This is a genomic window from Streptomyces sp. NPDC039736, assembly GCF_055596485.1.
In genome coordinates, this window is the sequence record NZ_JBVIUQ010000003.1 from 249379 (window position 1) to 270862 (window position 21484).

Sequence of the window (21484 nt, forward strand, 5' to 3'; positions counted from 1 at the left end):
GATGGCCGACCTCGTCGCCGGAGTCGACAGCTCCACCCAGTCCTGCAAGGTCGTGGTGCGGGACGCCGCGACCGGCGCACTGGTGCGTTCGGGCTCGGCCCGCCATCCCGAGGGCACCGAGGTGCATCCCGACGCGTGGTGGGAGGCGCTGGAGGCCGCGATCGAGACGGCGGGCGGCATCGACGACGTCGTCGCCGTCTCGGTGGCCGGCCAGCAGCACGGCATGGTCTGTCTCGACAGGGACGGCGCGGTCGTCCGCCCGGCGCTGCTGTGGAACGACACCCGCTCGGCCGATGCCGCCACGGCGCTGATCAGCGAGGCGGGCGACGGCGACTCCGCCGCCGGAGCCCGCTGGTGGGCCGAGGCGACCGGGACCCTTCCGGTCGCCGCCCTCACCGCGGCCAAGCTGCGGTGGCTGGCCGACAACGAGCCCGAGAGCGCCGCGCGGACGGCCGCCGTGTGCCTTCCGCACGACTGGCTCACCTGGCGGCTCGCGGGGCACGGCCCCGGTTCGGGCGCGCTGGACGCGCTGCGGACGGACCGCTCGGACGCCTCGGGCACGGGGTACTGGTCGCCGTCGACGGGGAGGTACCTGCCCGACGTTCTCGCCCGCACCCTCGGGCACGGCCCGGTGCTCCCCCGGGTCCTGGGTCCGCTCGAAGTGGCGGGCCGTACGCCGGGGGGCGCGCTCCTCGGTCCCGGCGCCGGGGACAACGCGGCGGCCGGGCTCGGGGTCGGGGCTTCGGTGGGCGACGTGGTCGTCTCCATCGGCACCTCGGGCACCGTGTTCGCCGTCGCCGACCGGCCGACGGCGGACCCCTCCGGGCAGGTGGCGGGTTTCGCCGACGCCACCGGCCGCCATCTCCCGCTCGTGTGCACGCTCAACGCCTCACGCGTGCTCGACGCGACCGCGGCCGTGCTCGGTGTCCCGCTGGACGAGCTGACCCCGCTGGCGCTCTCCGTGCCGGCGGGGGCGCAGGGCCTCACCCTGGTGCCGTACTTCCAGGGGGAGCGCACCCCCAACCTGCCCGATGCCACCGGTTCGCTGCACGGCATGACGCTGGGCAACTTCACGCCCGCCCACCTGGCCCGTGCCGCCGTCGAGGGCATCGTCTGCTCCCTCGCCGACGGGCTGGCCGCGCTCACCTCGCAGGGCGTCCCGGCCGAACGGATCGTCCTGGTCGGGGGCGGGGCGCGCTCGGCCGCCGTGCAGGAGGTCGCCGCCGCGGTCTTCGGGCTTCCCGTGCTCGTCCCCGAGCCGGGTGAGTACGTCGCCGACGGCGCCGCGCGGCAGGCCGCCGGAGTGCACCTCGGGCACTTGCCCGCCTGGGAGCGCGCGGGCACCCGAACCGTGACCGCGCCCGCCACTCCCGAGGTCCTGGACCGCTACCGGTCCGCGCGCTGACGGCGCCGCGCCCCTGCCTCAGCGAGCAAGGAGCACCAGCGCGAGCACGGCGAGCGCGGGGACGGTCTGCACGAAGAGGATCTTGCGGGACGACGTCGCGGCGCCGTAGAGCCCGGCCACGGCGACGCAGGCCAGGAAGAAGACCCGCACCTGGAATCCGACCGGATCGGAGGCGAAGGCACCCCACAGGAGTCCGGCTGCCAGAAATCCGTTGTACAGGCCCTGGTTGGCGGCCATCGCCCTGGTCGAAGCCGCGAACTCCGCTGTCGTGCCGAAGACGGCCCGCGCCCTGGAGCCGGTCCACAGGAACATCTCCAGAACCAGGATGCAGAGGTGCAGGAGAGCGAGAGCGACAACCGCAACAGCGGCGAAAGCAGACATAACGTGCATGTTATGTCACTCCCCGTGCGCCCCGCCCCCGCCGATCGGACAGACGAGACCGCCAGTCGAGCAGAACAGGGGAAGCCCCTTGACGTACACCATCCGTGCCGGCGCTCTGGAACGCCGCACAGCCAACGAGGTCCTCCACGCCGAGCCCTGGGGTCCGCACGCGGTCCGTGTGCGCGCCGCTTCGGGGTCCGTCGACCCCGCCGCCCCCGGTGCGCTGGAGAGCCCCCCGCCCCCACCGCCCACCGAGGTCCTTGTGGCCGACGACGGCTCGGCCCGCCTGGTCAACGGCCGCCTCACCGTGGAGGCGTCGGCGGACGGCCGCCTGCGCTTCCTGGACACCGCGTCGGGCCGCGAACTGCTCGCCGAGAAGTCCCCGTACGCCCACCACGAAGGCCCCCGCGTGCACGCGGCAAACGGCCGTACGGAACAGCACTTCGAGGGGTACGACGGCGAGCGGCTGCACGGCCTGGGCCAGCACCTGCACGGCCGCCTGGACCAGAAGGGCTGTGTGATCGACCTCGTCCAGCGCAACACCGTCGCCGCGATCCCCTTCCTGCACTCCTCGCGCGGCTACGGCCTGCTGTGGAACAACCCCGCCACCGGCCGCGTCGAGCTGGGCGCCGACACGACCCGCTGGACCGCCGACGGCGGCGGACGCATCGACTACTGGGTCACCGCGGGCGACACCCCGGGCCAGATCCTCGACGCGTACACCCAGGTCACCGGCCGCCCGCCCCTCCTGCCCGAGTGGGCGTCCGGCTTCTGGCAGTCGAAGCTGCGCTACCGCACCCAGGACGAACTCCTCTCGGTGGCCCGGCAGTACAAGGAGCGCGGGCTGCCGCTGTCGGTCATCGTCTGCGACTTCTTCCACTGGCCCGCCCACGGCGACTGGCGCTTCGAGGGGAGCGAGTGGCCCGACCCCGCCGGGATGGTGAAGGAGCTGACCGCGCTCGGGGTGCGGCTCGCGGTCTCGGTGTGGCCGACGGTCGAGCCCGGCAGCGACTCGTTCGACGGACTGTCCGCCGCCGGGCACCTCGTCAGGGACGCGGGCGGCGGCCTCCTCACCGCCCATTGGCCGTCACGCAGTGCCGAGGAGCCGATGCGCCCGATGGCGTACTACGACGCCACTCACCCCGGTGCGCGTACCGCACTGTGGCAGCGACTGAACACCAACTACCGTGCGCACGGGGTGAGTTGCTTCTGGCTGGACGCCTGTGAACCCGACCTGGGCCGGGAGGCGGCGGAGCGCGCCGTGTACGCGGCCGGACCGGCCGCCGGGGCCGCGCACCTCTACCCCGTACTGCACACCCGTGCGGTCGCCGAGGGCCTGGCCTCGGCGGGCGACGACCGGCCGCTGTCCCTGGTGCGTTCGGCGTGGGCGGGCAGCCAGAAGTACGGGGCCGCGCTGTGGTCCGGCGACATCCCGCCCACCTTCGACTCGCTGTCGCGCCAGATCAGGGCCGGGCTGAACGTCGCGATGAGCGGCATCTGCTGGTGGAACACCGACATCGGCGGCTTCTCGGGCGGCGACCCGGACGACTGCGCCTACCGCGAACTGCTGATCCGTTGGTTCCAGTACGGCACCTTCAGCCCCGTCATGCGCCTGCACGGCGAGCGCGAACCCCATCACCCCGCGTTCTCCACGGACATGACCGGCGGACCGAACGAGGTCTGGTCCTACGGCGAAGAGGCCTACGGCATTCTCCGGGAACACCTGCTCCTGCGCGAGCGGCTGCGCCCGTACCTGCACGAGCTGTCCGAGGTCGCCCACCGCACCGGCGCCCCGCCGATGCGCCCGCTGTTCTTCGACTTCCCCGACGACCAACGTGCTTGGGAGGCGGACGACCAGTTCCTGCTCGGCCCCGACGTCCTGGTGGCGCCGGTCCACGAGGCGGGAGCGCGCAGCCGCCGGGTCCACCTGCCGTACGGGGCGCGCTGGCTGGACCCGTTCTCCGGGAGGGTGGAGGAGGGCGGAACGACGCTCGACGCCGATGCTCCGCTGGACCGCATACCCGTCTTCGTCCGCGAGGGGGCGGGGGTGGCGGCGCTGTTCCGCTGACGTGACCCGCCCGTGTCCGACCCGCCGCGGGAAGGCGCAGGCGGCCTCGGGGCGAAGCGGCCGGTGACGAGGCCGGTGACGGCGGGCGCAGGGGGAGAGGTCCGCGGCGTCCGGCGAACCGCTGCGACGGCCGCCACTGCTCGCACTGGGCCTCGGCGCGCCCGGCTGATGGCCGCCGTCGTCATCGCGGACCCGCTCCCGCTCCTCGTCCTCGCCCTCCTCCAGTGCCGGGCCGCGCGTCCAGCGCCAGTCCGTGCGCGGCGGGGCCCACACGCGCCCGGCCGGGCAGTGACCGGGCCCGCTCCCGCAACCCCCAGCCCCGCACCACCCACCTGAAAGGCACTGCCATGCCGCACACCGCCCGCTTCACCCTCGACCCCGCCTTCACCGTCGGCCCTGTCGACCCCCGGCTCTTCGGCTCCTTCGTCGAGCACCTCGGCCGCTGCGTCCACACCGGCATCTACGAACCCGGACACCCCACCGCCGACGAGGCCGGACTCCGCACGGACGTCCTCGGTCTCGTCCGCGAACTCGGCACCACCGCCATCCGCTACCCCGGCGGCAACTTCGTCTCCGGCTACAAGTGGGAGGACGGCGTCGGCCCCGCCGACGAACGCCCCCGGCGGCTCGACCTCGCCTGGCGCTCCACCGAGACCAACCGCTTCGGCCTCAGCGAGTACATCGGCTTCCTCCGCAAGGTCGGCCCGCAGGCCGAGCCCATGGTGGCCGTCAACCTCGGCACCCGAGGCGTCGCCGAGGCCCTGGAACTCCAGGAGTACGCCAACCACCCCGCCGGAACGGAACTCTCCGAGCGCCGCATCGCCCACGGCGACGAGCAGCCCTTCGGCATCCGCCTGTGGTGCCTGGGCAACGAGATGGACGGCCCCTGGCAGACCGGCCACAAGACCGCCGAGGAGTACGGCCGCCTCGCCGCCGAAACCGCCCGCGCCATGCGGCAGATGGACCCCGCCGTCGAACTCGTGGCGTGCGGGAGTTCGAGCCGGGGAATGGACACCTTCGCCGCCTGGGAAGCGACCGTCCTCAGCGAGACGTACGACCTCGTCGACCACGTCTCCCTGCACGCCTACTACGAGGAGGTCGACGGGGACCGGGACTCCTTCCTCGCTTCCGCGGTCGACATGGAGGCCTTCATCGAGGCCGTCGTCGCCACCTGCGACCACGTCGGCGCACGCCTGAAGTCGTCGAAGAGGATCAGCCTCTCCTTCGACGAGTGGAACGTCTGGTACCAGCGCCGCTCCGCCGAGGAGGCCGCCACCGCCCCTCTCGACTGGCCCGAGGCGCCCCGCCTGCTCGAAGACAGCTACTCCGTCACCGACGCCGTCGTCCTCGGGTCGCTCCTCGTCGCGCTGCTCCGGCACGCCGACCGGGTGTCCATCGCCTGCCTCGCCCAGCTCGTCAACGTCATCGCCCCGATCATGACCGAACCCGGCGGTCCCGCATGGCGGCAGACCACCTTCTTCCCCTTCGCCCAGGCCGCCCGCCACGGGCGCGGACAGGTCCTGGACGTACGGCCCGACTCGCCCACGTACGCGACGAAGGAGCACGGGGAGGTGCCGCTGCTGCACGCGACGGCGGTGCGCGCACCGGACGGGACGGTGGCCGTCTTCGCCGTGAACCGCAGCCAGACCGAGCCCCTGCCGCTGGAAATTACCCTGCACGCACTGGAGTTGAGCAGGGTCGTCGAGCACAGTGTCCTCGCCGACGAGGACCCCGACGCGCGCAACACACTCGCCGACCCCGAACGCGTCGGCCCGCACCGCGCCACCGGCACCCGCCTCACGGACGGCGTGCTGAGCGCGGTGCTGGAACCGCTGTCCTGGAACGTCATCCGGCTGGCCTGAACCCGGCCACCGGCGAGCTGTGCCGGCTCCTACGCCCGGACGTCCACGATCTGCTCGAAGAAGAACTCGTGCTTGAGGAAGGAGACGCCGTACTCGCTGCCCGGCCCGGGAGGGATCAGCTGAGCGGCCTGGATCAGCCGCCAGCCGTCGAGAAGGGCCGCCACGCCCGACTCGTACGGCGGCTCGTCGCTGTCGCCCGTGGTCGGGAAGGTGCGGCCGGTCCCGTCGTAGTGGGACCAGCCGACGACCGGGGAGTCCAGGGCCGAGGTGGACAGGTAGAGCACCAGGACCCGTTGCCGCAGCACAGGCGTGCCGCCCGCCCGGGGGCCGGAGTCCGTCGTGTCGATGGTCATGCGGTCCTCGCTCCGGGGCGGTTGGAGACCCTGGTCACCCAGTGGTCGATGTCGAATCCGTCGTCCCCTGTCAGTTCGCGCCACAGCAGGACGCGGTTGTACCGCTCCAGACGGCCGCCGGCCTGCTCGTACCAGGGGAAGTGCGCGTCGAGTTCGGCGTGCACCTGGGGGTCGTGCAGGTCGGCGAGGTCCCACAGGAGGCGCTGGCGCACCGTCGGGTTGAAGCGGATCTTGAACATGTAGCGCCGGATGTCGCTGTCGTTGCGGCGGCCCCCGTGCCAGATCCCGTGGTGCAGGAACACCACCGTGCCGGCCGGGCAGACCAACCGGTCCTGGCCCCGCAGGTTCTGGTACCGGCCGGTGTCGGTCTCGTTGGTCCGCCGCAGATGGCTCCCGGGGACGCTCAGGGTGCCGCCCATCTCCAGCGTCACCTGCTGCGGGTAGTACATCAGCTGGACGTCGAACGCGTCGGGCCTCACGTCGATGACGGCGTCCGCGTGCAACGGCTGGGCGTCTCCCCCGCGTGGCTCGCGGATGTGCACGGCGTGGTGGTCCACCGTCGGCCCAGGACCCACCAGGCTGTGCAAGGCCCCCTCCACCTGCGGCAGTTCGAGCAGCCTGCGGGGGAACGACCCCGGCGCGTAGGCCTGCGGCACCGGTGTCCCGTAGGGCACCGGCGGCACTCCGTCCTCCAGCACCCGCAGGGCCTCGGCGTTCATCGCCGCCGGAACCACCGCGTCGAGGCGCAGCGATCCGCTCGCCACGAAGCGCGCCATCTGGACCGTACTGAGCAGCGCGCCGCCCGGCGGGGTCGGTGCCCCGGTTCCTGCACGTGTCTCGGTCTCGGTATGCGTCATGGCGCACACGCTAGGAGCGGCCGCCACCGGGGCGCGTGGGCCGGGCTCACCCTCTACTGGTCGATTCTCACCGCGGGGCGATTCATCGGGGTGCCGCGCCGTGCGGCTCTGACCGTTCGTGGGCAGGCCCCGAGCTCGCGACGGCAGGCCTTGTTGAACGCCTGCAGATCGGGAATGCCGACGGCGGCGGCCACCCGGGAGATGGAGAGCGTGCTCGCTCGCAACAAATGCCCGGCCCGCTCCATCCTGCGGGTACGGATGTAGCCGACCACTGTTTCCCCCGTGGCGGTGCGGAAGAGGCGGGTGAGGTGGTTGTGGGAGACACCGGCCGCCTTCGCGATGTCGGGCACGGTGAGCGGCTCCGCCAGCCGCGCCTCGATCAGGGCCACCGCGGCGGCCACCGCGGGAGGGAAGACCTGTGCCTTCCCGTTCCGGAGCGGGGCCAGCTCGGCCACGTTCCACAGCGCGGCCCACACTTCGGCCGCCGCCCGCCCGGGGGTGTGCGGCCAGGCGGACAGCGCCTGGCGCAACTGGCCGTCGAGGACGGCGGCCTGGACGCCTGCGCGTTGGACCGTCGCCACCTCACGGGCGGCGCCCTGAGCGCCGAGGCGCAGGTGTACGTAGAGGTGTTCGGAGCGGCCCCGGTACAGGTAGCGGACCGGCGTTCCGGGCGGCACGAGGCTGACGTGGCCGGGGCGAATCCGGTGCTCGACGCCGCCCACGGTCAGGTCGGCCTCGTAGTGATAGAGGTGGAACTGCCACATGTCCGGCAGTTGGAACTCGTCGACGTGCCCGGCCGGGCCGTGGACGCCGATGCCGACGGCCGCGGGTTCGGGTGGACCGTCGAGGCGGACGAGGGCTGTCTGTACGGACTGGAATGGGGTCACGGTGCCTCGGCAGCATACGTCGGGGAAGGGTTCGTACCCGGGCTGAAGACCTCGTACGAAAATCGTCCATGGCTTCCCGGGAGGTCAACAGCTCTCCACAGGTGAAGAGCGGGTGACGCCGGGTGCCGGCCTCCAGGCCGCCCCTGCCGCCCTCCTCTTGTCCGCCCCTCTTCGCCGGGGCCGAGCAGGGCCGCGTCAGCGGCATCGTACCGATCCGACCGGCTCACCATCTGCCGCAGCGCCCTGCCTCACCGCCCTGTCCCCTCCGCCTGCGAACGCACCGGTCCGGAAGCGGGGTTCGTCGCCGGAACGGACGCAGGAAGTCGACTCCGGCCCCGGTTGACGAAGCGCTTCGACTTGGCTGTCCCTCTCGCCGATCCAGCAAGTGACCACGAAAAGAAGCATTACACGGTAGAGCCTCTTGTTTTCCGCGGAGCTTCTCCGTTAACTTGCGTCTTCTGGCGAAGCGCTTCGACACGCATCTTCGGCCGTGCATGCGGCCTCACCGACCCCTCTGCCGTCCGGCCGGGGTCCGGTGTTCCAAGCAGCACGTCGAGCACCAGCCCCTCGCCCCGGTCCCGCGCAGGAAGCGGGCCGGGGCGGACGGAGGGCGGGCCGCACCGTCACCGCCCTGCCGGGCGCGGGGCCCGCGAGGCGCCACGTACTGCTGTCACCCGGCCCGGCAGATCACCAGGAAGCCGTTTGTCCCCCGACCGAGGAACCGTCATGACGACCCGCAGCATCACCGACCGCCTGGGCGGCCTGGCCTTCGGCGGGGACTACAACCCCGAGCAGTGGGACGAGCCGGTGTGGCAGGAGGACGACGAGCTCATGCGCCGGGCCAGGGTCAACCTGGCTACCGTGGGCGTCTTCTCCTGGGCCCTGCTCGAACCGGAGGAAGGGCGCTTCGACTTCGCCTGGCTCGACGCCCACATCGAGCGCCTGCACGCGAACGGCGTGGCCGTCGACCTCGCCACCCCGACGGCCTCACCGCCGCCCTGGTTCACCCTGGCCCACCCCGACGCGCTGCCGGTCACCCCCCAGGGCGCCCGCCTCACCCACGGCAGCCGCGACACCTACTGCCTCACCGCGCCCGCCTACCGGCGCGCGGCCCGCCGGATCGCCTCCGTCCTTGCCCAGCGGTACGGCGACCACCCCGCCCTCGCCCTGTGGCACGTGCACAACGAGTACGGCACCCTCTGCCACTGCGACCACACGGCCGCCGCCTTCCGGGTGTGGCTGCGAGCGCGCCACGGCTCGCTGGACGCCCTCAACGAGGCCTGGGGAACGGCGTTCTGGAGCCAGCACTACACGTCCTGGGAGCAGGTGCTGCCGCCGCGCGCCTCGCAGTGGCACAAGAATCCCGGTCAGGCGCTGGACTTCCGCCGCTTCTGGTCCGCCGAGATCGTCGCCGCCCACCGCGAGCAGCGCGACGCGATCCGCGCGCACAGCGACCGGCCGGTGACGACCAACCTGATGCTCCCCGCCTACCAGAACGTGGACCTGTGGGCCCTCGCCGGCGAACTCGACGTCGTCACGTCCGACCAGTATCCGGCGGCACCCGGGCTGGACGCCGCAGCCGGCGTCGCCGCCCACGCCGACCGCACCCGTTCCCTCGGCGGCGGCCGCCCCTGGCTCTTGATGGAGCAGGGCACCAACACCGTGTACGACGGCGACCGCATCCTCGGCAAGGAGCCCGGCGAGATCATGCGTCATTCCCTCGGCCACATCGCCCGCGGTTCGGAGGGCGCCCTGTTCTTCCAGTGGCGGCAGTCCCGGGCCGGCGCCGAGAGCTGGCACTCGGCGATGGTCCCGCACGCGGGTCCCGACAGCCGGATCTTCCGCGAGGTCACGCAACTGGGCGAGGCCGTCGCCCGGCTCGGCGAGCTGGCGGGGTCGACGGTCACCGCGTCCGTGGCCGTGCTCGACTCCCCGGACGCCTGGTGGGCACTCGGCGTCGACGGGCTGCCCTCCTCCCGCCTCGGCGACTACCACGGGGAACTCGTCCGGGCGCACCGCGCGCTGTGGGACGCGGGATGCACCGTCGACTTCGCCCGCCCGGAGCACGAACTGGCGCGCTACCGGCTCGTCGTCGCCCCGGCCCTGTTCCTGCTGTCCGACGAGGGGGCCGAGAGCCTGCGCCGCTTCGTGGACGGCGGCGGGACGCTCCTGGTCCAGCACGCGAGCGGCTACGTCGACGACCGCATGCACGCCAGGCTCGGCGGCTACCCGGCCGCACCGCTGCGCGAGGCCCTGGGCATTCGCGTCGAGGAGTACCGGCCGCTGCGCGAGGACGAGCGGATCGTCCTGTCGGACGGGTCGCAGGGCACGGTCTGGAGCGAACTGCTGCGCACCGAGGGCGCGGAGACCCTCGCCGCGTACACCCACGGCATGCTCACGGGCGGGCCCGCCCTCACCCGGCACCGCTTCGGCAGCGGACACGGCTGGTACCTGTCCACCCGGCTGGACGACGTCGGTTACGCGGCGCTGGTCGGCCGCCTGCTGGCGGAGGCCGGGGTCGAACCGCAGGTGCCGGACCTGCCGCCCGGTGTCGAGGCCGTCACCCGCCGCTCCCCCGACGGACGGAGCTGGCAGGTCCTGCTCAACCACACCGCCGAGCCCGTGCCCCTGCCGGAGGCCGCGCACGACCTGCTCACCGACGCCCCCGTGCGCGTACTGCCGGCCGGTGGTTGCGCGGTTCTGCGCGGGCACTGACCGAAGGGAGGCGCCGGACGACGCGTTCGCCGCGCTGACCCGCTGCCGCCGCGTCCGGCGCCGCCCGCACACCGACCACCGGCGGCTGCCCACCGCCCGCCCCGGCCGCGCACGCCCGGGGGCCCAGCGCGCCGCGGCACCGCCTGCCGTGCCGCTCTGCTCTCCGCCCTGGGCCTCCTGTCCTCGCTGACGCCGTGGCATGGACGAGTGGTGCTACTTCACTCGCATCTCGCACCGCATCCGGCGTTCGTGCCCCACCTGCCGCGCTTCCCCGGTCAGGGTGAGCGACACCGTGTGGTGGACGTGTTCACTGGAAGCGGCGACGCGCAATTCGAGGGCTCCGGGTTCGACCACGCGGCGGCCGTCCGCGCCGGTGTACGCGGCGAGGTCGGCGGGGAAGGTGGCGTGCACCTCGGCCGAGGCGCCCGCTTCGAGCGGTACGCGGGCGTAGCCCACGAGCCGGACCTCGGGGCGGGCGACGGTGCCGACCGGGTCGTGGAGGTAGAGCTGGACGGTCTCGGTGCCCGCCCGGTCGCCGGTATTGCGTACGGTCAGGCGCAGGGTGGTCTCCCCGTCGGTGGAGAACTCCGGTGCGTCGCAGTGGGGCCGGCCCCAGGCGAAGGCGGTGTACGAGAGGCCGTGCCCGAACGGGTACAGGGGGGTGGGGTCCACGCTGCTGGGGAAGCCGTGCCTGCCGAGCGGCGGGGCGAGGTAGGGGGCCGGCTGGCCGCCGGGGTTGCGCGGTACCGCGACGGGCAGACGCCCGGACGGTTCGACCCGCCCGGACAGGACTCCGGCGACGGCCCCGCCGCCCTCCTGCCCGGGGAAGAACGCCGTGACGACCGCGGCGGCCCGGTCGGCCCAGCGGCCGAGCGCGTAGGGGCGTCCACCGAGGGCGACGATGACCACGGGCACACCGCAAGCCATCGCCTCGTCCAACAACTTGTCCTGTTCAAAGGGAAGTTGGAGGTCTTCCGCGTCACACCCCTCACCCGAAGAGCCCCGGCCGAACAGGCCGGAGCGGTCCCCGACCACGGCCAGGCACACATCGGCACCGGCCGGGTCCTCGACGAACACGGCGTCCGGCAGCTCGGCGCGCAGCGCCTCGGCGAGCGTCGGCACCTCGACACCCGTGGGCAGGTCCGGATGGTGGACGCCGACGTGCCGGGGAAAGGTGTAGCAGCCGAGCACGGCGGCCTGCTCGTGGGCGAGCGGGCCGAGGAGGGCGAGGCGCGATCCGCCGTCGAGCGGCAGCACACCGGAGTCGTTGGCGAGCAGTACGACCGATTCCTCGGCCACCCGTCGTGCCAGCTCACGCAGGTGCGGAGGGTTCAGGTCGACGGGTGCGTCGGCAGTCCCGGCGGCGCCGGGTTCTTCGTGGGGGTCGAGGAGGCCGAGTTCGCACTTCTGCGTGAGGACGCGCAGTGCGGCCCGGTCGAGCAGGTCCTCGGGGAGCGGGTCGGCGGGGGTGAAGCAGCGGGCCGCCGGAAGTTCCACGTCGACACCGGCCGCGAGCGCGAGCCGCGCCGCTCCGGCCTCCCCGTCGGTGAGCCGGTGCGCTTCCTCCAGGAGCGAGACACCGTAGTAGTCCGAGACCACCGTTCCGGTGAACTGCCATTCCTCGCGCAGGAGTTGGGTGAGGAGCCGGACATGTGCGTGGGCGGGCAGTCCGTCGATGTCGTTGTAGGCGGGCATCACGGAGCGGGCGCCGCCCTCGCGCAGCGCCATCTCGAAGGGCGGGAGGATAACATCGGCCAGCTCGCGCGGGCCGATCGAGGCGGGGGCGTGGTTGCGGGCGGCCCGCGAGGCCGAGTAGCCGGCGAAGTGCTTGAGGGTGGCGACGATCCCGGCCGTCTCCAGACCTCGTACGTACGCGGTGCCGATCGTGCCGACGAGGTACGGGTCCTCGCCGATGGCTTCCTCGGTGCGACCCCACCGCGGGTCCCGTACGACGTCGAGGACCGGGGCGAGGCCCTGGTGGACGCCGACCGCGCGCATCGACGCACCGATGGCCTGCGCCATCTCCGCTATCAGCGCGGGGTCGAAGGTGGCGCCCCAGGCGAGGGGGGTGGGGAAGACGGTGGCCTGCCATGCGGTGAAGCCGGTCAGACACTCCTCGTGGGCGATCGCGGGGAGGCGGAAGCGGTTGCCGGCGCGGATGGCGCGTTGCAGGCCGGCGAGGCGGGCGGCGCCTTCGGCGGGGTCCACGGGGACGGTGCCGAAGGGGCGGGTGAGGTGGCCGAGGCCGTAGGGCAGCAGGGCGTCGAGGGCGGCGCTGCGGGCGGCGTAGGTGTGCTGTCCGGGTGCGACGTCGGCGCCTTCGGTGTCGGCGCCGATCCATACGCTGGAGAGCTGGGCGGTCTTCTCCTCGTTGGTCATCCGGGCGAGCAGGTCCGCCGCGCGGGCGTGGGCGGGCAGGGTGGTGTTCTGCCATGGCTCGGCCATGGAACTCCTTACGTGCGGTACGAGTGAGTGGGTGGCGCGAAGGGGCTGAGGACGGCGACCGGGCGGCCCGTGCGGGCTCAGCCCTTGGTGGCGCCCATGGTGATACCGCCGATCAACTGCCGTTCGGCGACGGCGTAGAAGCCGAGTGCGGGCACCATGGCGAGGACCAGATAGGCGAAGACGCGGGCGATGTCGGCGGCGTACTGGCCCTGGAACTGTTGGACTCCGACCGGGATCGTCCACCAGGTGGGTTCGCTGAAGACGAGAAGCGGCAGCAGGAAGTTGTTCCAGCTGCCCACCACGGCCAGGACGGAGACCGTGCCCAGGGCGGGGCGGGCCATCGGCAGCAGGACGCGCCAGAAGAAACCGAAGGGCGAGCAGCCGTCCAGCGTCGCGGCCTCTTCCAGTTCGCCGGGAATCTCCCGGAAGAAGCCGCGCAGTATGAGGATGGTCATCGGCAGTCCGAACGCGGCCTGCGGGAGGATCACGCCCCACGGGTTGTCGAGCAGGCCGAAGGTGCGCAGCAGGATGAACAGCGGCAGGATCGCCACGGCGAACGGGAACATCAGCCCGACGGTGAAGAGGGTGAACAGCACCTCCCGGCCGCGGAAGGCGAAGCGGGCGAGTGCGAACGCGGCGAGTGCTGCCGCGCCGACCGTCAGCAGGGTCGTACCGACCGCGATCAGGGTGGAGGAGCCGAGCATCCGCCAGAAGGCGGCGGAGGCCAGGACGTCCGTGTAGTTCGACGTGACCCACGGCGAGGGCAGTCCGAAGCCGTTCCCGGAGAGCTGGTCGGTGGACTTGAAACCGGAGACGAGCGCGTACAGCAGCGGCGTGACCATGACCACGCCGATCACCCACACGATGACGTACAGGGGTGTGGAGCGCAGTCTGCGCCGCAGGCCGGGGGACATCGGCGCCTTCGTGGGCGTCGGCCGCGTCGGGGTCATCGGTTGCCTCGCATCGAGGTGAGGGCTCCTTCGGTGTCGCGGCGCAGCACGAAGCGCTGGTAGGCGAGGGCGAAGACGAGGCTGATGAGGAACATCGCGATGCTGATCGCGCCGGCGTAGCCGATCTGGGTGCGTTTGAACCCGAACTGGAAGAGGGTGACGGCCATCGTCTCGGAGTGGTGGTCGGGGCCGCCCTGGGTCACCACCCAGACCAGGTCGAACAGTTGGATCGCGCCGATCACGGACAGGAAGACGCTCATCCGGATCGTCGGGCCGAGCAGCGGCAGGGTGATGTGGCGGAAGCGCTGCCAGGGGCCGGCGCCGTCGAGGCGGGCCGCTTCGTGGAGTGCGGCGGGGACGCCCTGGAGGCCGGCCAGGTAGAGCATCATGTGGAAGCCGAAGTACTTCCACATCATGACGAGGAACACGGTGGCCAGGACGTTGTCCTGGTCGGCGAACCACAGTCCGCCCAGCTCGTCGAGGCCGATCGCGCCGAACACCTTGTCGGCGAGGCCCGCGTCCGGCGCGAAGATCATGGAGAACAGGACGCCGGTGATGACCTCGGAGAGGACGTACGGGGCGAAGAACAGCATCCGGTAGAAGGCCCGGCCGCGCAGCTTCTGGTTGAGCAGCACGGCCATGGCGAGCGCGAACGGCAGCTGAATCCCCACGGACAGCAGGACGAGCAGCAGTCCGCGCCACAGGTCGCCGAGGAAGACCGGGTCGCCGAGCAGTCGGGTGTAGTTGTCGATGCCGGTGAAGTCCGAGGGGGCGCCGAATCCGCCCCAGTTGAAGAAGCTGACGTACCCGGCGTACAGGATCGGCACGAGGACGAACAGGCCGAACAGGACGAGTCCGGGCACCGTGAAGAGGACGGGGGTCAGCCAGTCCCGCAGGCGGCGGGCGAACGGGCGGCGGGTGGGCCCGTCCGTGTCCGGCTGCTCGGCGAGGGCCTGCCCTGGGGAGCGCGTATCGGTCGACGTCATGGTCATTTACTGGCTCTTGGCGACCTGCGTGACGGAACGGGCCACCTGCTCGGGGGATTTGGTCCCGGCGATGAGGGCGGCGACCGAGTCGTTGATCTCCTGTCCGACGGCGGGCGGGTATGCCTGGTCGAGGTAGAGCTGGAAGCCGGTGGCCCTGCCGAGGGTCTCGGAGACGGCCTTGAGGCCGGGGTCGGTCAGGGCGCCGACGGCTTCCTTGACGACCGGCATCATCTCGGCCTCGGAGACGAGGACGCGGTCGGACTCGGGCGACATGAAGAACTTCAGGAAGTCGACGGCCGCCTGCGGGGCGCCCTTGCGGACCGCGTACCCGCCGCCGCCCCCGAACACGTCGGTCCGGGCGCCCTTGCCGCCCGCCACCGCGGGGAACGGGAAGAACCCGAGGTCCTCACCGATGCCCTTGCCGGAGTCGGCCTGCACGTTGGGCCCCCACTGGCCCATCAGCTCCATCGCGGCCTCGCCGTTGCCCATGACCGCGGCCTCGCCGTTGGGCGTGGAGTACCCGGCGCCGAGGAAGCCCTTCTGGAACGGCTCCAGGGCGACGAGCTCCTTGAGGTGTTCGCCGGCCTTGAGGAAGCTGTCGCCGGTGAAGTCCTCGGCGTCGGCGGCCTCCTGCATGCTGTCGACTCCGCCGACCCGCATGGAGAGGTACGCCCAGTAGTACATGCCGGGCCACTTCTCCTTGCCCGCGAGGGCGATGGGCGTGATCCCCGCGCTCTTCAGCCTCCTGACCGCATCGAGGTAGTCGGCCCAGGTGGCCGGCGGGGCGGTGATGCCGGCCTTGGCGAAGAGCGCCTTGTTGTACCAGAAGCCGACGGCGCCGATGTCGATGGGCATGGCATACGTCTTGCCGTCGAACTCGTAGGGCTTGAGCGACGCCGGGATGAAGGTGGGAGCCATGGGGCTGACGGTGGGCGTGAGGTCCTCCACGAGTCCCGCGTCGATCTGCTGCCTCAGGACCCCGCCGCCCCAGGTGTGGTAGATGTCCGGCAGCTTTCCGGAACTGGTGCGCGCCGTCATCTTGGACTTGTACGCGTCGTTCTCCAGGGTGACGAGCTTGATGCGCACCTTGGAGTTCTTGGCCTCGAACGCCTTGACCCGCTCGGGCCAGACGGATTTCGAGGGCTCCGTGGTCTGGATGTTCCACAGCTCCACGACAGTACGGCCCTCGCTGTCGGTGGTGGTGGCCCCGGAGTCCGAGCAGGCGGACAGTCCGGCCACACCGAGTCCGGCCGCTGTCGCGGTGCCGAGGAATCGGCGACGGGGAAACGGGGAGGACGCGGCACCGAAGAGGGATGCGGCGACTCGATCGGAGGCTGGCACAGCACACCTTCCGGAAGAAGTCCGATAATTTTCGGGAGACGGACACGGAAGTTACGGGCATGCGAAAGGGGTGTCAACGTCCCTGGCGAAAAAGGACGTTGACACCCCTGCCGCCCCTCCGGGGCGGAAGTCACTGTTCCGCTATGCGCCTCGCCGGCTGGCCGTGCTCGCGCGGACCACCAACTCCGTCGAGAGCTCCACCCGCGGCGAGGCGGGCTGCACCGACCGGGCCAGGTCCAGCACCATCCGAGCCGCCAACTTGCCCATGTCGGACAGGGGTTGACGGACCGTCGTGAGCGGCGGGGACGACCAGCGCACCTCCGGCAGGTCGTCGAAGCCGACGATGCTCATGTCCTCCGGCACGCGCAGACCGCGTTGGCGCAGTGCCTCGATCGCGCCGAGCGCCATCTGATCGCTGGCCGCGAAGATCGCGGTGGGCGGCTCGTCCAGGTCGAGCAGCCGGTTCGCCCCCGTGAAGCCCGACTCGTGGTAGAAGTCGCCGGGCACGATCAACTCGTCGTCGACCGGCACCCCGGCCACGTCGAGTGCGGCGCGGTAGCCGTCGAGGCGGGCCCGGGAGCACAGCAGCCGGGGCGGGCCCTCGACGAACCCGATCCTGCGGTGGCCGAGCCCGAGCAGGTGCTCCGTGGCAGCCATGCCGCCGGCCCAGTTGGTGGCGCCGACGGTGGACACTTCCGTGGCGGGCGATCCGGCCGGGTCGATCACCACCAACGGCACGCCCAGGCGCCGCAGTTCGTCGTGGAGACCGGATTCGAGCACGGAGGTCACCAGGATCACGCCGTCCGAGGCGCGGGCCCGCAGATTGGTCATCCACTGGCGGGCCGCGCCCGCCCGGTCGTGGATCGCGGAGACCACCGTGCCCACGCCCTGCTCGTGCGCGACCTCCTCCACACCCCGGATGATCTCCACGGCCCAGGGGCTGTCCAGGTCGTTGAAGACCAGGTCGAGCAGGGCCGCCCGGGTCCCCTGCGCTCCCGGGCGACGCCGGTAACCGTGCCGGTGCAGCAGGTCCTCGACCCGGGCCCGGGTGTCGGGTGAGACGTCGGAACGCCCGTTGACGACGCGCGAGACGGTCGGCACGGACACTCCGGCCTCCCGGGCGATCTCGCTGATCGTCACCTTGGCCGCCCCGTCCGGGCCCTGCGTACCTGTAGTGCGCTGGGCGCGTTTCCCGGCCACAGTCCCCACCTCCGTAGCTGTGCGCCTGGAAGGAATCCGGGCGCCTTCCGGAAACCGTAGGACATGCACTCGGCCGCGTGTCGGTCACCCCGCCCCGATGTCCGGCTCCTCGAACGCGAAACCGGTGCGAAGCGCCTGATTCCGGCGGCAGAGGCCCGTACCGTCCTGCCGTACCGTCCTGCCGTACCGTCCTGCCGTGTCCCGGAACAGACGAACAGACCTCGTGCCGGAGGAGGAGGCGTCGTTCTCAGACCGGGTAGGGGAAGTCGGCCTGCGGGGTGCCGGCCGGGCAGGTGTGCAGGGTGCCGTCCGGTCCGCCGGTCCGCAGGTGCCACGGACGGAGGCTGTCGGTGGCGACGTGGAGTCGGTCGCCGCTGCGGCGCAGATGGAAGCGGGCGCTTTCGCCGGGGCCGTCGGAGCGGGGGATGACGACCGTGCGCTCCGCGCCGTCGGCGAAGGCGTGGACGCGCAGTTCGACTCCGTCGGCCCAGGCGGAGACGGGGTGCTGGTCGTCGGCCGCCAGGGGGATGGCGGAGTCGGGGCGGACGAGCAGCGGCAGGGTGTGGAAGCCGTGCTGTTCCTTGGTCCAGCGCGGCCCTGTGACCTGCTCGCCGGTCAGCAGGTTGGTCCAGGTCCCCTCGGGGACGTAGTACTCCACCGTGCCGTCGTCGCTGAGGATTGGGGCGACGAGCAGGTCGCCGCCCAGCAGGTACTGCCGGTCGAGGGTGGCCGCTGCGGGGTCGTCGGGGAACTCCAGCACCATGGCGCGCATCACCGGGATGCCGGTGGTGTGCGCCTGCTGGGCGGCGCGCTGGAGGTAGGGGGCGAGGCGGTGCTTGAGGAGGGTGAACTCCCGGGTGACGTCGACGGCTTCGTCGCCGTAGTCCCAGGGCACCCGGTACGACTTGCTGCCGTGCAGCCGGCTGTGCGAGGAGAGCAGGCCGAACTGCACCCAGCGCTTGAAGACGGCCGGGCTCGGCGTGCCCTCGAAGCCGCCGATGTCGTGGCTCCAGAAGCCGAAGCCGGACAGGCCGAGGGAGAGCCCGCCGCGCAGCGATTCGGCCATGGCGTTGAAGTGGGACTCGCAGTCACCGCCCCAGTGCACCGGGTACTGCTGGCCCCCGGCGGTGGCGGAGCGGGCGAAGAGCAGCGCCTCGCCCTCACCGCGCTCCTCGCGCAGCAGCTCGAACACGGCCTCGTTGTAGAGCTGGGTGTAGTAGTTGTGCATCCGCTGGGGGTCGGAACCGTCGTGCCAGACGACATCGGTGGGGATGCGTTCGCCGAAGTCGGTCTTGAAGCAGTCCACCCCCTGGGCGAGCAGTGCGCGCAGCTTGCCGGTGTACCAGTCGCGCGCGGCCGGGTTGGTGAAGTCCACCAAGGCCATGCCGGGCTGCCACAGGTCCCACTGCCAGACGCTGCCGTCCGCGCGGCGCACCAGGTACCCCTCGCGCATGCCCTCCGCGAACAGGGCGGACTTCTGGGCGACGTACGGGTTGATCCAGGCGGAGATCCGCAGTCCCTGCTCCTTGAGCCGGGCCAGCATTCCGGCCGGGTCGGGGAAGGTCTCGGGGTCCCATGCGAAGTCGCTCCACTGGTACTCGCGCATCCAGAAGCAGTCCAGGTGGAAGACGCTCAGCGGGATGCCGCGCTCGGCCATGCCGCCGACGAAGCGGTTGACGGTGGCCTCGTCGTAGTCGGTGGTGAAGGAGGTGGTCAGCCACAGGCCCAGGGCCCAGGCCGGGGGAAGGGCGGGGCGGCCGGTGAGGGCGGTGTAGCGCTCCAGGATCTGTTTCGGGGTGGGGCCGTGCACGACGAAGTACTCCAGCGTCTGGTCCTCGACGCTGAACTGGACCTGGCCGACGGACTCGGAGCCGATCTCGTAGCTGACCTTGCCGGGGTGGTTGACGAAGACTCCGTAGCCCCGGTTGGTGAGGTGGAAGGGGATGTTCTTGTAGGCCTGTTCGCTGCTGGTGCCGCCGTCCGCCTGCCAGATGTCCACCGTCTGGCCGTTCCTGACGAACGGGGTGAACCGCTCGCCCAGCCCGTACACCAGCTCGCCCACTCCGAGCGAGAGTTGGCCAAGCATGTGGTGGCTTCCCGCTGCGTCGGTGACGAAGCCGGTGCCGCGCTCCCCCACCGTGGTCAAGGTCCGGCCTTCGGCGGTGAACTCCAGGTTCCACGGCTGGGAGGCGTCCACCCGCAGGGTGAGTTCGCCGGCGGAGAGTTCGGTCACCGCACCGTCCCTGCGCACCTTTCCCGCGCCCGGCTCCGCGCCGGGCAGCGCGAAGTGGGGCCCTGGGTCCGGCGTACCGGCGTGGTGGGTGGTGCGCACCCCGATCACGCCCTCGGCGGGCGACCAGCACTCGACCGTGAGCAGCGGGCTGTTGAGGGTGTCGCCCCGGCCGCGCACGTGCTTCACGGGGGCGTAGAGGGTCATCCGGTGCTCGTCGGCCCGGATGTCGGCGACCTCTGCGGCGTAGCGCGCCACCACGCCGGGACGCATCAGCCAGTAGCCGTCGGTGAACTTCATCGGGCAGGTTCCTCCGTCCGCGCTCGGTGCGCGGTGATCATGCCCTGGTACCAGCGGTAGCTGTCCTTGGGCGTGCGGTTCAGGGTGTCGTGGTCGATGTGGACCAGGCCGAAGCGCTGGTCGTAGCCGCGCGCCCACTCGAAGTTGTCCAGCAGGGACCACACGTGGTAGCCGCGTACGTCCACGCCCTGTGCGACCGCGTCGGCGACGGCGGCGAGGTGGTCGGCCAGGTAGGCGATCCGGTCGGTGTCGTGGACGAGGCCGTCGGGAGCGACGGTGTCGTCCTCGGCCGAGCCGTTCTCGGTGATCCACACCGGTGGGAGGCGTGGGTAGCGGGCGTGGAGGTCGCGGAGCAGTTCGGTGAGTGCGCGCGGCACCACGGGCCAGCCCATGGTGGTGTGCCGGGTGCCGTACGGGTCGAGTTCGGTGACACCGATGTCAACGGCGTCGCGGAGGCCGGGGTCGGGTGTGCGGTGGGCTGCCGCGGCGACGGTGACCGGCCGGTAGAAGTTGACGCCGAGGAAGTCCAGCGGGGCGCCGATCAGTCGCAGGTCGCCGGGCCGGCGCCAGGCGCCGTCGGCGAGCGCCCCCCAGGTTTCGTGCTGGCCACGGGGGTAGCGCCCGCCGAGGAGCGGTTCGGTCCAGGTCTCGTTGTGCAGGACTTCGGCGCGGCGTACGGCGGCGAGGTCCTCCGGGCGGTCGGAGGCGGCGTGGATGCGGTCGATGTTGAGGGTGATGCCGACCTCCTGGGCGCCCGCGCTGCGCAGCGCCTGTACGGCGAGGCCGTGGGCGAGCAGGAGGTGGTGGGCGGCGGCCAGCGCGCCGCGGCCCTCCTGGGCGCCGGGAGCGTGGCGTCCTTCGGCGTGCCCGACGAAGGCCGAGCAGTACGGCTCGTTGAGGGTGATCCAGCGCTCGACGCGGTCCCCGTAGCGCGCGGCGGCGAGGGCGGCGTACTCGGCGAATGCCTCGGCGGTCTCGCGCACCCGCCAGCCGCCACCGGTGGCAGTGCTGCCTGGGGGCGGGGTCTCCAGGGCCTGCGGCAGGTCCCAGTGGTAGAGGGTGACGGCGGGCGCGATGCCGGCGGCCAGCAGTTCGTCGATGAGGCGGTCGTAGAAGTCGAGGCCCCGGGGGTTGGCCGGGCCGGTGCCCGCGGGGATCAGGCGGGGCCAGGACAGCGAGAAGCGGTAGCTGTCGACGCCGAGGTCGCGCAGCAGTCCCACGTCCTCGCGGTAGCGGTGGTAGTGGTCACAGGCCGTGTCGCCGGTGGCGCCGTTGAGGGTGCGGCCGGGGGTGTGGCTGAAGGTGTCCCAGATGCTCGGGCCCCGGCCGTCCGCGTCATGGGCGCCCTCGATCTGGTAAGCGGCGGTGGCGGCGCCGAAGCGGAATCCTGCGGGCAGTTCCGGGAAGTCCGGAGGGTGCATACGGAGTACCTCGTGGGCGGGTCGGGGGGCGGCGGCGCGCGGGGCGTCGGCTTGCGTGGAGTGCGTCACTCCTCCGCCGCGAT

15 protein-coding genes are annotated in these 21484 nt (G+C 72.0%); 4 read left to right on the plus strand and 11 right to left on the minus strand.

From position 1 onward, the window contains the following. The first annotated feature begins 1 nt into the window (after nt 1). Complete coding sequence (locus tag ACZ56L_RS10530; protein WP_471063135.1) at nt 2-1405, plus strand: xylulokinase; 1404 nt, start codon at nt 2-4, stop codon at nt 1403-1405. Nucleotides 1406-1423: 18 nt separating this feature from the next. Here ACZ56L_RS10530 and ACZ56L_RS10535 read toward each other — a convergent pair whose 3' ends face one another. Beyond that, on the minus strand, nt 1424-1786 hold the full coding sequence (locus tag ACZ56L_RS10535) for a DUF1304 domain-containing protein (RefSeq protein ID WP_401762888.1): 363 nt from the start codon (nt 1784-1786) through the stop codon (nt 1424-1426). A gap of 88 nt (nt 1787-1874) precedes the next feature. Here ACZ56L_RS10535 and ACZ56L_RS10540 point away from each other — a divergent pair, with 88 nt between their 5' ends. Both ACZ56L_RS10540 and arfA read left to right on the plus strand, forming a co-directional pair. Continuing rightward, nucleotides 1875-3854 (plus strand): glycoside hydrolase family 31 protein, encoded by a 1980-nt coding sequence (locus tag ACZ56L_RS10540; RefSeq protein ID WP_471063137.1) that lies wholly within the window; start codon nt 1875-1877, stop codon nt 3852-3854. 347 nt (nt 3855-4201) lie between these two features. Then, nucleotides 4202-5716 (plus strand): arabinosylfuranosidase ArfA, encoded by a 1515-nt coding sequence (arfA, locus tag ACZ56L_RS10545; RefSeq protein ID WP_471063139.1) that lies wholly within the window; start codon nt 4202-4204, stop codon nt 5714-5716. A gap of 29 nt (nt 5717-5745) precedes the next feature. Here the strand turns inward: arfA and ACZ56L_RS10550 are convergent, their stop codons facing one another. The 3 genes from ACZ56L_RS10550 to ACZ56L_RS10560 form a co-directional block, all read right to left on the minus strand. After that, nucleotides 5746-6069, minus strand: a complete 324-nt coding sequence (locus ACZ56L_RS10550) for a hypothetical protein (RefSeq protein ID WP_471063141.1) — start codon at nt 6067-6069, stop codon at nt 5746-5748. Continuing rightward, the gene (locus ACZ56L_RS10555; RefSeq protein ID WP_471063817.1) at nt 6066-6845 is read right to left on the minus strand and encodes a phytanoyl-CoA dioxygenase family protein; all 780 of its coding nucleotides are present in this window, start codon (nt 6843-6845) and stop codon (nt 6066-6068) included. The genes ACZ56L_RS10550 and ACZ56L_RS10555 overlap by 4 nt, the downstream gene beginning before the upstream one ends. A gap of 134 nt (nt 6846-6979) precedes the next feature. Then, nucleotides 6980-7813, minus strand: coding sequence for a helix-turn-helix domain-containing protein (locus ACZ56L_RS10560; protein ID WP_471063143.1), 834 nt, complete (start codon nt 7811-7813; stop codon nt 6980-6982). 726 nt (nt 7814-8539) lie between these two features. Between ACZ56L_RS10560 and ACZ56L_RS10565 the strand changes: the two genes are divergently transcribed. Beyond that, nucleotides 8540-10528 carry a beta-galactosidase gene (locus ACZ56L_RS10565; RefSeq protein WP_471063145.1) on the plus strand — a complete coding sequence of 663 codons (1989 nt, stop codon included), beginning with the start codon at nt 8540-8542 and terminating at the stop codon, nt 10526-10528. Nucleotides 10529-10741: 213 nt separating this feature from the next. Here the strand turns inward: ACZ56L_RS10565 and ACZ56L_RS10570 are convergent, their stop codons facing one another. The 7 genes from ACZ56L_RS10570 to ACZ56L_RS10600 all read right to left on the minus strand — a co-directional run bounded on the left by ACZ56L_RS10570 (nt 10742) and on the right by ACZ56L_RS10600 (nt 21401). Continuing rightward, complete coding sequence (locus tag ACZ56L_RS10570; protein WP_471063147.1) at nt 10742-12973, minus strand: beta-glucosidase; 2232 nt, start codon at nt 12971-12973, stop codon at nt 10742-10744. A 77-nt stretch (nt 12974-13050) separates the two neighbouring features. Continuing rightward, nucleotides 13051-13887, minus strand: a complete 837-nt coding sequence (locus ACZ56L_RS10575) for a carbohydrate ABC transporter permease (RefSeq protein WP_345219995.1) — start codon at nt 13885-13887, stop codon at nt 13051-13053. 32 nt (nt 13888-13919) lie between these two features. Then, nucleotides 13920-14915 (minus strand): carbohydrate ABC transporter permease, encoded by a 996-nt coding sequence (locus ACZ56L_RS10580; protein WP_471063150.1) that lies wholly within the window; start codon nt 14913-14915, stop codon nt 13920-13922. Further along, nucleotides 14916-16148 (minus strand): extracellular solute-binding protein, encoded by a 1233-nt coding sequence (locus tag ACZ56L_RS10585; RefSeq protein WP_471063152.1) that lies wholly within the window; start codon nt 16146-16148, stop codon nt 14916-14918. It lies immediately after the preceding gene. Nucleotides 16149-16391: 243 nt separating this feature from the next. After that, a complete protein-coding gene (locus ACZ56L_RS10590) occupies nt 16392-17450 on the minus strand; it encodes a LacI family DNA-binding transcriptional regulator (protein ID WP_471063154.1) in 1059 nt (352 codons plus the stop codon). Between the two features lie 247 nt (nt 17451-17697). Further along, the gene (gene yicI / locus ACZ56L_RS10595) at nt 17698-19980 is read right to left on the minus strand and encodes an alpha-xylosidase (RefSeq protein WP_471063156.1); all 2283 of its coding nucleotides are present in this window, start codon (nt 19978-19980) and stop codon (nt 17698-17700) included. Continuing rightward, nucleotides 19977-21401: a GH1 family beta-glucosidase gene (locus tag ACZ56L_RS10600; protein ID WP_468685549.1), complete on the minus strand. Its 1425-nt coding sequence runs from the start codon at nt 21399-21401 to the stop codon at nt 19977-19979. The genes yicI and ACZ56L_RS10600 overlap by 4 nt, the downstream gene beginning before the upstream one ends. Between the last annotated feature and the right edge of the window lie 83 nt (nt 21402-21484).